Source organism: Cycloclasticus sp. P1 (genome assembly GCF_000299965.1).
Lineage (GTDB): Bacteria > Pseudomonadota > Gammaproteobacteria > Methylococcales > Cycloclasticaceae > Cycloclasticus > Cycloclasticus pugetii.
The window spans coordinates 1,423,276-1,437,301 of sequence record NC_018697.1 but is presented as its reverse complement, the minus strand read 5'-3'; the positions used below and the strand labels follow the sequence as shown (position 1 = coordinate 1,437,301).

12 protein-coding genes are annotated in these 14,026 nt (G+C 40.1%); 6 read left to right on the top strand and 6 right to left on the bottom strand.

Annotation, left to right across the window (positions count from 1 at the left end):
- A complete protein-coding gene (locus Q91_RS06895; RefSeq protein WP_041230521.1) occupies positions 1-2,298 on the bottom strand; it encodes an alpha/beta fold hydrolase in 2,298 nt (765 codons plus the stop codon).
- 49 nt (positions 2,299-2,347) lie between these two features.
- On the opposite strand from Q91_RS06895, the gene Q91_RS06890 reads away from it, so the two are divergent.
- Both Q91_RS06890 and Q91_RS06885 read left to right on the top strand, forming a co-directional pair.
- Complete coding sequence (locus Q91_RS06890) at positions 2,348-3,088, top strand: 4'-phosphopantetheinyl transferase superfamily protein (RefSeq protein ID WP_020932358.1); 741 nt, start codon at positions 2,348-2,350, stop codon at positions 3,086-3,088.
- 60 nt (positions 3,089-3,148) lie between these two features.
- Positions 3,149-5,110, top strand: a complete 1,962-nt coding sequence (locus Q91_RS06885; protein ID WP_015006162.1) for a non-ribosomal peptide synthetase — start codon at positions 3,149-3,151, stop codon at positions 5,108-5,110.
- 11 nt (positions 5,111-5,121) lie between these two features.
- On the opposite strand, the gene Q91_RS06880 is transcribed toward Q91_RS06885, so the two are convergent.
- Both Q91_RS06880 and Q91_RS11840 read right to left on the bottom strand, forming a co-directional pair.
- Positions 5,122-6,000, bottom strand: coding sequence for a lysophospholipid acyltransferase family protein (locus tag Q91_RS06880; RefSeq protein ID WP_015006161.1), 879 nt, complete (start codon positions 5,998-6,000; stop codon positions 5,122-5,124).
- A gap of 60 nt (positions 6,001-6,060) precedes the next feature.
- Complete coding sequence (locus Q91_RS11840; RefSeq protein ID WP_015006160.1) at positions 6,061-7,290, bottom strand: nucleoside recognition domain-containing protein; 1,230 nt, start codon at positions 7,288-7,290, stop codon at positions 6,061-6,063.
- A gap of 104 nt (positions 7,291-7,394) precedes the next feature.
- Here Q91_RS11840 and mazG point away from each other — a divergent pair, with 104 nt between their 5' ends.
- Positions 7,395-8,204, top strand: a complete 810-nt coding sequence (mazG, locus tag Q91_RS06870) for a nucleoside triphosphate pyrophosphohydrolase (RefSeq protein WP_015006159.1) — start codon at positions 7,395-7,397, stop codon at positions 8,202-8,204.
- 156 nt (positions 8,205-8,360) lie between these two features.
- Positions 8,361-8,576, top strand: coding sequence for a cold-shock protein (locus tag Q91_RS06865; protein WP_015006158.1), 216 nt, complete (start codon positions 8,361-8,363; stop codon positions 8,574-8,576).
- Positions 8,577-8,653: 77 nt separating this feature from the next.
- On the opposite strand, the gene ispG is transcribed toward Q91_RS06865, so the two are convergent.
- Complete coding sequence (gene ispG, locus Q91_RS06860; RefSeq protein ID WP_015006157.1) at positions 8,654-9,874, bottom strand: flavodoxin-dependent (E)-4-hydroxy-3-methylbut-2-enyl-diphosphate synthase; 1,221 nt, start codon at positions 9,872-9,874, stop codon at positions 8,654-8,656.
- A 232-nt stretch (positions 9,875-10,106) separates the two neighbouring features.
- A complete protein-coding gene (locus Q91_RS06855; protein WP_015006156.1) occupies positions 10,107-11,246 on the bottom strand; it encodes an aminotransferase class V-fold PLP-dependent enzyme in 1,140 nt (379 codons plus the stop codon).
- 98 nt (positions 11,247-11,344) lie between these two features.
- Here Q91_RS06855 and Q91_RS06850 point away from each other — a divergent pair, with 98 nt between their 5' ends.
- The gene (locus tag Q91_RS06850) at positions 11,345-12,016 is read left to right on the top strand and encodes a glycerophosphodiester phosphodiesterase family protein (RefSeq protein WP_015006155.1); all 672 of its coding nucleotides are present in this window, start codon (positions 11,345-11,347) and stop codon (positions 12,014-12,016) included.
- Here Q91_RS06850 and Q91_RS06845 read toward each other — a convergent pair.
- Positions 12,009-13,346 carry an MATE family efflux transporter gene (locus tag Q91_RS06845; protein ID WP_015006154.1) on the bottom strand — a complete coding sequence of 446 codons (1,338 nt, stop codon included), beginning with the start codon at positions 13,344-13,346 and terminating at the stop codon, positions 12,009-12,011. The genes Q91_RS06850 and Q91_RS06845 overlap by 8 nt on opposite strands.
- A gap of 221 nt (positions 13,347-13,567) precedes the next feature.
- Between Q91_RS06845 and Q91_RS06840 the strand changes: the two genes are divergently transcribed.
- Entirely contained in the window at positions 13,568-14,026 is a 459-nt protein-coding gene (locus Q91_RS06840) for a MaoC family dehydratase (RefSeq protein ID WP_015006153.1), read from the top strand.

Here is a 14,026-nt window from a genome sequence, read left to right as displayed (position 1 = left end):
CTATTTGTTTTGCTGACAGATAAAGTCAATGACCTTTTGTTGGCAGCCCTCTGTATTCTCGTACAAAATGCCATGCCGGTTAGAGCTAACCCATTGATAGTGTAATAGTTTAGTTGGTATGTGTTTGGCAAGTGTTTGGTAACTGGATGGGGCAACTACAGGGTCGTTATCACCTTGGATCAGGAAGACAGGGCAGTTAATTTTTTTTAATCTGGGGAGGGTTTTTTTAATTAAAATTAAGAGCTGATTAATGGCTGCAATTGGGGTGTGGTGGTAATTAAGGTGGGGGTGTTCGGGTAGATTGGCTTTAAATGGCAAAATACCATCAGAGTTACTGATTTTTTGTATAAATTTATTCGTGTAGTGAGTGATTTTTACCAGTTGAGATAAAGGGTCTTTAAAACTGACGGGGGCTGAACACGCGGTAACTGAACGTATATTAAGGTGATGACTCGCAGTAACCATCAGAGCCAACAGGCCACCACTTGAAAAACCAACGAGGTGTACATCTTTGCTGTAACAATGTGCTATTTTGATACTTTGTTGAAGAGATTGACGCCAATCTTGCCAGCTTCTTTTGTGTAGGTCCCATGGTGATGTTCCATGGCCTTTTAGGCGGCAACCGATGCTGATATATCCTTGGGCAACAAATTTTTCAGCCAATGTTTTAAGTTCAATAGGCGTTGAAAGCAAACCGTGAACAAACACGACGCACTGCCCATTATATGTTTTTGGCATTAACAGATAGGGAAGGGCGGACTTTTCGCTGATGTGTTGTTGTTGATTGATTACTTGGTGTTTTGGGTCTTTAAACTGTGAAATATCCCAATGGTATTCAAGTAACTCATCTTCAAATAGTAGGTGGGCAAACCGGTGGGATTGTTTGTCAAATTTAAAGGCTAAGCTGGTTTTAATAGCTATTCTGACCTGAGGAATGGATGCAGCCTCATTAGCATTTACAGCAATAGGGTTTTTATATCGAATGCTATCAAAATCTTGTTCGGCGGAAAGGTGTTCGGTAAATTTATAGTACACGTCCGATGATTCAAGCAAGTTTGCCTCGTAGGCACTTTTTAAAAACAGGTCAAAAGTCTCGCTTTTTGTCATTAACAAATTGCGATAAATAGAGGGGTTTTGCAGCGTTCGATGAAAGCTTAGCGTGTCGCTTTTTTGTAACGCCTTAATGCTTCCATAAATCAATTGATGCAGCTTTTTTTTATTAATATAGGTCTTTCCTTCGGCAACAAAATGCATGATCAGCGTTGCGGCAATATGAGCAATGTTAATAGTGACATTGTCATAAATAGCATGCATGTAATCATCACGAATTCTATTAGCGTTGCGTTGATAACTCAGACGAAACAATAGGTTGTTCAAATTACCGTTATGCTCAACTTTATTTAAAAGTTGTTTTAGCGCTAAATCTGAGTGGTTAACAAAGGTGGTTGTAATCGTTGATTCTAATCTGGTCCAGTAATCCTCTACGACAATAGGCTTAGCTAAACGAATGTCCATATCGGTATCTTTAAATAAAAAGTTGCCTTCGATTAATAACTCTTCCGAGATGCGATGGTGTAAGTTATTAACAAAAAATCGTACCGTATTGCTTAATGCATTTTCACCAATTCGTAAGGGGTAAAAGGTAATATTGCAGGGGATGATAAGGGTGGGTTTTTTGCACAGTTCCAGCAATTGCTGTTTGTCTTCAAAGCCTAATTCTTTCGCCCATAAAGAGAGGGTCTCTGTGTTTTCTTGTTCACTAAGGTCACGAACAGTTTGTTTGAAAATAGCGATTGCTAAGGCAATAACTGCTGGCCCAGTATGTAGTTTTCGCCGCTCATTATGTGAACGTGAATAAATACTGTAGCGGCCTTCTTTATCAAGCACACGTCGGTCTTTTACGATACCACCTTCGGGGAAGGCAACGAGCTTTTGTTGGTGTAAAATATCTTTTGCTATATGAAACAAAAGCCCATCAATGTTATTTGGTATACCACCTAAATCAATCAAATAACGACCGAAAACATTATCAGCGAATAACTCGTTTGCAGCAATTGACCTAGAGTAGTGTTTTGTTTTTTCGTAAATTAAATATTGTGGGATAAAGGTTTCAAATCGAGCAAAGTGATTGAATAAAAAGATATCGCCTTCTAACCAAGAGGATGGGTTGCCATGAGTGCGAACCGTCAGGCTAAGAACCTTAAATAAGGCTTTCATAGCATGATAAGTCCAGTGGTAAGTGCCTGGGTTTATCGTATATTGCTGCGTCTCTATTTTATTTTTTGAGTCGTCGCTCATGCCCGTGTTTTAATTAAAAACTTAACGTTTAAATGCATAGTAGTTCATTATGGTTAGTTTTACTCCAAAAAATAGGCAACAGTTACCTTACTTGAAGCAAGGAGAGGTACATGTGTGGGTGTTTGACCTGATGGTGCCAATAACTAGCAAGGCTCACACTATAGTGAGTGAAACTGAGTGGCTAAAAATAAATCGATTAAAGCATCAACAAAATAGAGCATTAGCATTGTCGATGAGAGTACAGCTTAAGCGATTGCTGTCATGCTATTTGGGTATCAGCCCAGTTGAGCTGCAATTTGATACAACTGAATTTGGTAAACCGTACCTAAAAAATCAAGCATTATCGTTTAATGTTTCACATTCTGGCTCGCAGGCCCTGGTGGCAATGACCTTAGAAGAAGATATTGGTGTTGATCTTGAGCATTGGCGTTATTTAGATAATTTAGAGGGCTTAGTAAAGCGTAACTTTTCAAGCAGTGAACAAGCTCAATGGGTCAATATTAGCGCAGCACAACGCGAAGAGACTTTTTTTAACATTTGGACCTGTAAGGAAGCTTTTATCAAAGCAACGGGTAGAGGGCTGGGAATGGGTGTGTCTCGTTGTGGTTTTAGTTTGACACCACCAAATAGGCTCTTAGAGTGCCCAGTTGAGTATGGGAGTGCAGCAGATTGGTCATGTGTATCTTTAAAGGTAGGTGAAAAAGTCAGTGCATCGTTAATGCTACGGTCTAAGCATTGCGAACCAATTATCTCTACATTTGATCATGAAAATCCACCTCAATTTATTTAATCGCTATAAAATACGCGCTGCCATCAAATATACGTTATTAAATACGACCTTACATACGTTATGAATCAATTTCCAAAAACACTGGTTGAAGCACTTGATAACAACCAAGATGCCAGTAAAACCATTACCTATATCAGTAGTAAAGACAACGAGCGCCAAGTGAGTTACCCCGCTTTAAAAAAACGGGCGCTAGGCTTGCTGCACCATATTCAGCAAAAAGGAGCATCTGAAGGGAACGAGTTAATCATTCACTTAGCTGAAAACGAACAATTTATTGATGCGTTTTGGGCGTGCCAATATGGCGGTATTGTCGCTGTGCCATTAGCGATTGGAACCAGTGATGGACACCGTGAAAAAGTATTTAATGTTTTTGAAAAACTTAACACACCGTATATCGCAACGACTAGAAAGGCTTTGCAGCGGTTAAAAGTTTTTGCTGAAGAACACGGAAAAGAGTCTATTTACAAAGTGATTGAGCAAAAAGCACTGATGCTCGATAAAATTGAGACTTTTGATACTTTAGGAGCGCTGGCAGATATTAACCCTGAGCAAACAGCGTTTATTCAATTCTCCTCTGGTTCTACTGGCGACCCTAAAGGTGTCGTATTAACACATAAAAATTTAGTAACAAATTTATATGGCATTATTGAATGCAGTGCATTTGATTATAGGGACAGCTTTTTTAGCTGGATGCCATTGACTCATGATTTAGGTATTATTGGTTTTCATTTGACACCCTTATTCGTCAATATAAATCAATATATTATGCCAACCGACTTGTTTGTTCGTCGTCCGGCATTGTGGCTTGAAAAAGCCAGTGAGAAAAAAGCGACGATTTTATCGTCACCAAATTTTGGTTATAAACATGTTTTAAAACGCTTTAAACCAGAAAACCAAGTTAATCTTGATTTATCACATGTCCGCCTGCTTTTTAACGGAGCAGAACCTATCTCTGCAGACCTATGTAGAGAGTTTAGCGCGGTAATGAAACCGTTCGGTCTAGCAGAAACAGCGATGTTTACGGTTTATGGTTTAGCGGAAGCGTGTTTGGTAGTTAGCTTCCCTGAATTAGCCCAACCACTTTCTACTCTTCATGTGTTGCGCAGCTCTTTAGTAGAGGGGCAGCCAGCACAGGTCGTTAGCGAGGCATCCGATCAAAGTATAGAGTTGGTTCGCTTAGGAACTCCTATTATCGGGACGCAAATGATAATTGCAGATAGCAGTGGGCAAGCTGTTGCTGATAATGTAATCGGCCGAGTGTTAATTAAAGGCGAAAATGTAACAAAAGGTTACTATCACGCGCCTGAGTTAAATGAAAAACTGATTAATGATGAGGGTTGGTTAGATACAGGTGACCAAGGTTTGTTAAACGAGGGGCAGTTGGTTATTACAGGTAGAACCAAGGATCTAATCATTGTTAATGGGCAAAACTATTATGCCCCTGACCTTGAGTCTGTTTGTGAGCATGTTGATGGTATTGAGTTAGGAAAAGTGGTCGTCTGTGGTATTCGTAACGTTGAAGATGCACTGGATGAATTGGTTGTTTTTGTTTTATATCGAGGTGAGCTAGAAAACTTTTACCAAACTACGATAGAAGTTAGACGCCAATTAAATGAAAAATCTGGCTTAGATGTGGCGCATGTTTTACCTATAAAAAAAGTACCTAAAACCACCAGTGGTAAGGTTCAACGTTTTGCATTAGCGGAACAATTTGAAGCGGGGGCGTTTAATGAGATTATAGCGGCTTTAACAGAGCTGTCTGAAACACAATCAACTGAGTTTATTGCAGCGGGTAGTTCCATAGAGCGAATATTATTAGATATTTGTCACTCTGTTGTAGCCGATCAGAAAATCAGCTTGAAAGATAATATTTTTGAAATGGGAACAAGCTCGTTAAAGTTGGCACAAATTCACGAGAAGATAGACGAGGAGTATCCAGAGGTTGTTGAGTTAACAGATTTTTTCGATTACCCAACAATTGAACAGTTAGCTGGGTTTATTGCGCATAAAACAACCCCCTAAACGATAGTGGTTTAATCGTAGACACCACGCTTTCTCTTCCATTTACGGTTAGACCACATCCAATCTTCAGGCGCATCGAGAATCATTCGCTCGGTTGCTCTAGCGTATTTCTCGGTGATTTCGTGACCCTCTTTTTCATAGGGGGCTTGTCCAAGTTCTTCAAAAAACACTTCGTAATGACCAAGACTTAGGCGTTTCATACCAACAAAAATAACAGGGTATTTGGTGAGCTTGGCGATCTTCTGAGCACCGACTGCAAATGAACTGTCTTGGTTAAGGAACTGAGTCCAGTATTTTTCTTCTTTTCTGACAGGCGATTGATCAGCAACCATCGCAAAGCCACGGACCTCTTTACGACGCTGCATAATTTCAATTAATGCATTTTTGTTAGGTATTGGGCGAGCGTTAAAACGTGACCTAGAGATTTTCATATAGTCATCAACAATTTTATCGTGCAAAGGTTTGTATACAGCATCGATAGGAAAAGAAAGCTGTAAGCTGCAACCAGCCAGCATCCATTCCCAGTTGCAATGGTGAGCGGCAAGCATCAAGACAGATTGGTCGTTTTTCGCAAACTTTTCTATCACTTCTGGGTTTTTTAAGGTAACACGCTGACGAATTTGTTCTTCTGTGAGGGTGCGGGTTTTACTGGCTTCCAATATTACATAGACCAAATGCTTAAAATTTAATTTAGCCAGTTTTTTAAGCTCATTGCTCGGGGTATCTGGAAAAGAGTTTTGCATGTTCGAATAAATAACATTGCGTTTGCGCTCAACAAGATAATAGCCAATTAAGTAAACGGGATATGCAAGTGCGTGCAGCATCGGCAATGGAAGTTTTCCAAGCAATGGGTAAAAGCGAGAGCTAAAGGGTTGCCGGTGTTTGGCCATAATCTAGGTAAAAATCAGTAGGGTTAAAAATTCTCTATTCTACCAAAGCTATTGCGCTTCTTAGGCAAAAAATACATAGCCAATACAGATGGCGGTAATAATACCTATCAAGTCTGCAAATAACCCGCAGGCAACCGCATGCCGAGCTTTTTTTATACCTACTGCGCCGAAATAAACGGCTAAGACGTAAAAGGTTGTCTCTGTGCTGCCTTGTACAATAGAGGCAAGCCTGCCGGCAAAAGAGTCTGCGCCGTGTGTTTGCATGGTGTCTATCATCATCGCCCGAGCGCCACTTCCGCTGAGCGGTTTTATCAGCGCTGTTGGTAACGCATCGAGGAATTGGCTATCCAGCGAATAATGGATTAACAACGAGCGTGCGTAATCCAGCGTTATTTCAAGTGCCCCTGATGCCCTAAAAACACCAATAGCAACCAACATTGCTACTAGGTAAGGAATAATCATTACAGCGGTTTGAAAGCCTTCTTTAGCGCCATCAATAAATGCATCATAAACATTAATACGTTGTTTGATAGCACCACTCATAAAAACAATAATCAAACTAAAAATAATAAAATTGCTCGCCAGCGATGACTGTTGTTGCATGCTGGCTTGGTCAAGGCTTGAAAAATAGAACAATATTAAGCCGATAACGGTGCTAAAAGCAGCTAAATAGCAAAGCACAACTGGCTCGTAAAGTTTTATACGTTGAATGCTAGCAACGGCTATAAGCCCAGCCATCGTCGAGGCATAGGTAGCAATTAAAATAGGGATAAAAACATCGGTTGGGTCAGCAGCGCCCATTTGTGCACGATATGTGAAAATGGTCAGAGGGAATAGGGTGACAGCTGAGGTATTGATTACCAAGAATAAAATTTGAGCGTTGCTGGCCGTATCTTTTAATGGGTTTATGGTTTGCAAGTGCTGCATGGCTTTTATACCTAAGGGCGTTGCCGCATTATCAAGCCCTAACATATTGGCAGACAAGTTCATCACCATAGCGCCCAAGGCAGGGTGCTTATCTGGAATGTCGGGCATTAGGCGTTTTAAAAGTGGGTTTAAAAAGCGTGTTAAATGGTTAATAAAACCACTTTTTTCGCCAATTTTCATAATCCCCATCCAAAAACATAAAACGCCGGTCAGGCCGAGAGAAATTTCAAATGCTGTTTTGGATAAGGTAAATGTGGCGAGGGTAATATCATTAAAAATGTTCATATCGCCGAGTATAAAAAGGCGATAAAGGCCGGTTAGAAAGGCAATGAAAAAAAAGCCAAGCCAAATAATATTTAACATAAAATAAAGGGCAAACCTTGTCTAAACAATCAGCAATCAAAGGGTAGGGTGTCTCCCTAAGTGATACGTTCACTTAGTCAATTAAACTGTAACATACCGATACAATGGCAGATAAGAATATTAACGTTAATGATAACTTGAATAAATTATTAACAATTATGGCTCAGTTAAGAGATGTTGATAACGGTTGTCCCTGGGATGTGGAGCAAAGTTTTGAGACGATTGCGCCATACACAATCGAAGAAGCCTATGAAGTTGCTGATGCAATTCAGCAAAAAAACCTGCCTGCTTTAAAGGATGAATTAGGCGACCTTTTATTCCAAGTGGTTTTTCATGCACAGTTAGCTAAAGAGCAGCAGAGTTTTGAGTTCTCCGATATTGTTGACGCAATTTGCGATAAGTTAACCAGACGTCATCCGCATGTGTTTAATAATGAAATAACCTCGAAAGACGATTTAGCAAAAAAATGGGAAATACAAAAACGAGCAGAAAATAAAAATGAGACACGCAGCAGTGTGTTGTCCGGTGTCAGTTCCAATCAACCGGCAATTAATCAAGCCTACAAATTACAGAAAAAAGCAGCCTCGGTAGGGTTTGACTGGGATGAGGTTGGCGCTGTTGTCGATAAATTAGACGAAGAAATTGATGAGCTTAAAGATGAAATGGTGCTTGCAAATAATCGTAAAAGAATAGAGGAAGAACTAGGGGATGTATTTTTTAGCTGTATAAATTTAGCGCGTCATTTGGACATCAACCCCGAGTGGTCACTAAGGCTGGCTAATGAGCGTTTTACAAAACGATTTTCATATATTGAACAATCAGTAGAGCAAGCTGGAAAGGGTGTTGAAGAATGCTCCGCAAGTACACTGATGATGCTTTGGGAAGAAAGTAAAAGAAGCGGTTCTAACGATTAAAAAAAATTAAATTACGCAACATAAGGAAAAGTTAGGACATTTCAAATGATTTTAGTATACTCAAGATTCAAGCTTGCTAGATAACTAATAACTATTATCATAAAGGATATGTTCTAACTGCTTGATTTTTTTGTTTATTTATAATGAGGAAAAGAGATGTCAGAAAGAGTACGCGGTATTGTTAAATGGTTTAATAATTCAAAAGGCTTTGGTTTTATTCAACCAGATGCTGGTGGTGAAGATGTGTTTGTTCATTTTAGAGCAATTCAAGGTGACGGTTTCCGTACATTAAAAGAAAATCAAGCCGTTGAATTTACAATTACTAAAGGCGACAAAGGGCTTCAAGCAGAAGAAGTTACTGGTTTAGAATAAGCGAAGTCTCGGCAGTTTTTTGCTGCCTTAGCGCTACATTAAGATTCCTGCTTTCAATAAAGATAGATTGTCTATTTTTATTGTTGGTAGGTCTTAGTGACATATTGCTCAACAATTTTCTGAAACTGTTCTGCGATATCGTTACCTTTTAAGGTGACATCTTTTTGTCCATCTATATAAACGGGTGCGACGGGTCTTTCGCCTGTGCCTGGTAAGCTAATGCCGATGTTTGCATTTTTACTTTCACCTGGGCCGTTCACAACGCAGCCCATGACGGCTACCTTCATGTTTTCTACACCAGCGTATTGAGTTTTCCATTCCGGCATTTTATGGCGCAAAAATGATTGAATATCTTGTGCTAACTGCTGGAAATAATCGCTGGTGGTTCTGCCGCATCCGGGGCATGAGATAACCGCTGGTGTAAAGGAACGTATGCCCATGGATTGTAATATTTCCTGTGCGACAACTACTTCTTGGCATCTATCTCCGCCGGGTTCAGGTGTTAAAGAAATACGAATAGTGTCGCCAATGCCTTGTTGAAGCAATACCGCAAGGGCAGCAGTGGATGAGACAATACCTTTGCTTCCCATTCCGGCTTCGGTTAAGCCTAAATGAAGCGGGAAGTCACAGCGAGAGGCAAGGTCTTGGTACACAGATATTAAATCTTGAACGCCACTCATTTTGCAAGATAGTAAAATCTTATCTTTGGCTAAGCCTAATTCAATGGCTTTTTCTGCGCTTTCTAGCGCCGATGTAATAACCGCATCATGCATAACGGCAACAGAATCGCGAGGTGTGCTGGATCTGGAATTTTCATCCATCAAACGGGCCAACACAGATTGATCTAAACTGCCCCAATTAACACCAATACGTACAGGTTTATCATAGCGAATAGCGCATTCAATCATTTGAGCAAATTGAGGGTCACGCTTACTACCACGGCCAACATTACCGGGGTTAATACGGTATTTAGCCAATGCTTGCGCGCAACACGGGTATTTTTCTAACAGTTTGTGCCCGTTAAAGTGAAAATCCCCCACCAAGGGTACATCGCAATCTAACGCGTCAAGTCGCTCTCTAATCGTGCTGACTGCAGCGGCGGCGGCCTCTGAGTTCACGGTAATACGCACTAACTCGGAGCCTGCTTTTGCTAACTGATAAACTTGCTCGACGGTTCGTTCAATATCAGCAGTATCTGTATTCGTCATAGATTGAACAACCACGGGGTGTTCATGACCTATTGAAACGGATCCGACCTTTACGGTTATAGCATTGCGTGTCATCGCTGGTTTTCTCATTTTATCTGTAAATATATCTGCTTCATTATATATGTTTGTATGGCTTATCCGTTAATGAAGAGCGCAAGAAGTTTAGATAGGGGTCGTAACAGTAATCGAGCGTACGAAATCAACAAAGTGGCTTAGAGCAATGTATTCAATACGGAGCTGTTCGTTTACTTAAATGTGCTGGCAAGATAATCTTGCTGAAGTAATTTAAAAACCGTTGGCAAACTGAAGGGGATGCGTGTGTTTATGTATCTGTTAAAAAACGATTAATTAAAGTAAAGGCACGATCAATAATACTAAACGGTGTGTAAAAGTGTGGTGAAAAACGAATCCCACCGCCGCGCTTTGCACAAACCACTTGCTGTGAGGTTAAGTAGTCAAAAAGTTCATTTGTGTCATGCTTTGTGGGCTTAAAAACAATAATGTTATTGCCTTGTGCGTCTGGCTTGGTTAACAAGGTTAATGAGGGGCTTTGTTGTACCTTATCAATCACATACTGGCCACGCTCAATAAGGTTGTTGGCAACCGTATTCATACCAACTTCCAGTAGTAAACTAAGGCTTGCAGAAAGTGCATGTATGCTCAGCATGTTAGGGCTGCCACATTCAAATCGTCTTGCCGATTTTGCCGTACTCCATTCAAGGGCGTCATAATTGCCCATATCCTCAACCATATGCCAGCCATACTGGGTGAGTTTGAGTGTGTTAATACTAGATTGCCGACAATAAAAAAAGCCTAAGCCCTCAGGGCCAAGCATCCACTTGTGTCCATCGGCCATCACAAAATCGGCCTGATACTTCTTTACATCAATAGGGAATGCACCAACCGATTGAATAGCGTCTATACAGAATAGAACACCTCGTTGCTGGCAGGCTTCGCCTAAACGTTCAAGATCAACACGTAAGCCTGAGGCATATTGAACTGAGCTGATGGTTAGCAGTTTAGTTCGGCTATCAATATTTTTAATTAGCTCAGCAGTTGGGTCTTCTGTGTCTTTCAAGTGTGTTTTTATGACGCGAACACCCTGATTTTCAAGTGACTCCCACGGAATCATATTTGAGGGAAACTCTTCATCACTGGTAACAATAGTATCGCCATGAGCCCAATCCAGCCCATAAGCAACAAAAGAAAGGGCTTCAGAGGTGTTTTTAACTAAGGCAATTTCGTCGGCATTATCAGCTTGGATTAACTGAGCTAATTGGTTTTTTAAGTGGGCTTCAACGTTGAGCCAATTCGCATATTTCTTGGAGCCAATAGTAACGTTTTCGCGGCAAAAAGCATTGACGGCTTTTTCGGTACGAACGGGCCACGGAGCAACTGCGGCATGGTTAAGGTAGATTACATCATCGTCTAAATTAAATTCATTATTAAATTGATCAGTCATCTACATTACCCACTTAAGAAAATGAATATTCTATCCTTTTTTAAAAGTTCCTTATAGACTGACTTTATCTGCCAGATTAAATTTAAAAGAGGTGTGTTATGTTGATGATTGGACATAGAGGCGCAATGGGCTGTGCACCTGAAAATACACTCTTATCTATTCATAAAGCAATCGAGTTAGGCGCAGATTGGGTTGAAATTGATGTACATTGTGTCGCCGATAAACTGCTGGTTATTCACGATGAAACAGTTGATAGAACCACCAATGGACGTGGCAAATTAATTGATTATTCGTTTGAAGAACTTAGAGCCTTAGATGCAGGTCTTGGGCAAAGAATACCAACCTTACAAGAAGTGCTTGAGGTAACCGTAGGTAAAGTCGGCTTGAATATTGAACTGAAGGGCCTAGGCACAGGTAAAGTGTTAACCAGTTTGCTTAGAAATACACCGGAAACTTACAAAAATAAAATGCTTGTTTCATCATTTTTAATGCCGGAGCTTGAACAAGTAGTTAGGTTAAACCAACACGTTAAGATAGGTGTCTTGGCTGGTAATAATATCAATGAGTCTATTGCCTGGGCGACTAAATTAAAGGCTTTTTCAATACACCTAAGGTTACAAAAGGTAACGCCAAAATGGGTAGATAGGGCGCACGATTTGGGACTTAAGGTGTATGTTTATACTGTTAATAAAGTCGTGCAGATTAGGCGCATGAAGGAACTCGGGGTTGATGGGGTTTTTAGTGACTATCCAAATAGGTTAACTAGTTGATGTGCGGCAGTTTTTTTAATTGAGAACGTGTATAGATCAGCGTCACAATCATACTAATAAAAACAATACTGGCGACTGAGCCAAAAACCCATTCAATGCTATAGTCGAATTTTATGATGAGTAAATAATTGACGATAAAAGGTAATAATAATTGCCTGAAAAAACCCATGACAACGGGGAAGTCCGGTTGTTTTATAGCCTGAAGCGTTGCCACACTAATAAACAGAGAAACGTAGCAAAAAAAAGCCAATGCATCGATTCTTAAATAAGTGGTACCTATATCAATAATAGTATCTTGCTGACTAAAAAAACTCATCATCAGGGGTGAGAGAAAAATCATAACGGGAATACAAACAAGAGAAATAGATAAGCTAAGTATTAATCCCTTACGGTAAGTTTCAGCGATTCGTCGGTAATTTTTAGCGCCATAGTTCTGTCCTGAAATAGCTAAAACGGCGGCATTGAGGCCTAGGGCAGGGAGCAATAAAACTTGTTCAAGCCGTAAACCAACCGAATAACCGGCTATTGCATAATCACCAAAGCGGCTAACAAAACCAGTAATCATCAAGCTGCCAATAATCATAATGAAAAAATTAAAACTAGCCGGTAACACTTGTCTCAAAATAGCCAGTGAGACAAGTTTGTTCAAACACGGCAGGGGTCTGTAACCCAATTTCTTACATAAAATGTTGAGTAAATAAAGCGCCGATGCAAACTTAATAATTAATGTTGCCCAAGCGAGCCCGGCAACGCCCATATCTAGCCCAAAGGTTAATAATGGGTTTAAGCCCAAGTTAACAAAGAAACCTACAACTAACGCATTACGGTTAGACTTTGTGTCACCCAAGGCCATCAGCGCGCCAGCGCCAACAGCACTTAGAGAAAAAGCGACATTGCCGAGGATTAAGACTTCAATATAATCCCATGCTAGCCCAGTTATTATGTCGTTAGTGCTTAGCCAGTGGATGGCATCTTTTGCAAATAGAATCCCCGCAACTGTAATCACTAAAGAAAAAGCAAGGCCTAGGCCTAGACAGTTTCTAATAATGTTTTTTAATTGTTGAGGTTGCTTTAGGCCAAGTTCTGTTGAAACCATGACTGACGTGCCGTTTTGTAGGCCAGCCAAAAGTCCAATAAAAAGGTAAAAGACAATGCTTGAAATGGACAATCCAACCAAAGCGTCATCAGATACTTTACCGGCAAACCAGTTATCGGTAAGGTTATATAACGTGTTGAAAAACATCCCCATTGACGCGGGTATGGCAAGGCGAATTAAGTGCTGATAAATAGACCCTATGGTTAAATCTTGAGGCGGCTTAGAAGGAATCATAGGGTTTAATGAGTATTTTTTAATTATAGTTGGTTAAAAACAATGGCATCATAAAATACCAGAGTGGTTGTCATTAGTAGAAAAGTGAGTACAGCTTGTTTTAAGTCATCATTTATTAAGTATCTAACATAATGTGATTTGAGGCAGCAGTGTATAACGATACACTGGTTTGGTAACGTAGTTGTGATGACTATATGTTTAGTATAAATAAAAGGAGCGTAATGAGTATTCCCGTACCCAGCAACTGTATGAGTATTGATGATTTATCCATTGGTATGCGTAAAGAAAAAACCTATACGATTGAACACGAGGATGCGGTTCAATTTTCCAAAATGTCGGGTGACTGGAACCCTGCTCATCACGACGAGGATTACGCTGCACAAAGCATTTTTAAACAACGTGTCGCGCATGGCATGTTTTCGGTGATTCAATTTTCAGGTATTTTAGGCATGGACCTTCCAGGCTTGGGAACACTTTGGCTTAAGCAAAGTGTAGAATTTTTAAGGCCAGCTTTTTTTGGTAATCAATACCGAGCAGTTGTAGAGGTTTTGGCTATTAATAAAGAAAATAATACGGTAACGTTTAGTACAGAATGTTTTGATCAGGAAGGTAATAAAATCATTACAGGTGAGGCGGTTGTAAAACCTATTCCGGCTAAATTAAAAGCAAAAACTAATTAA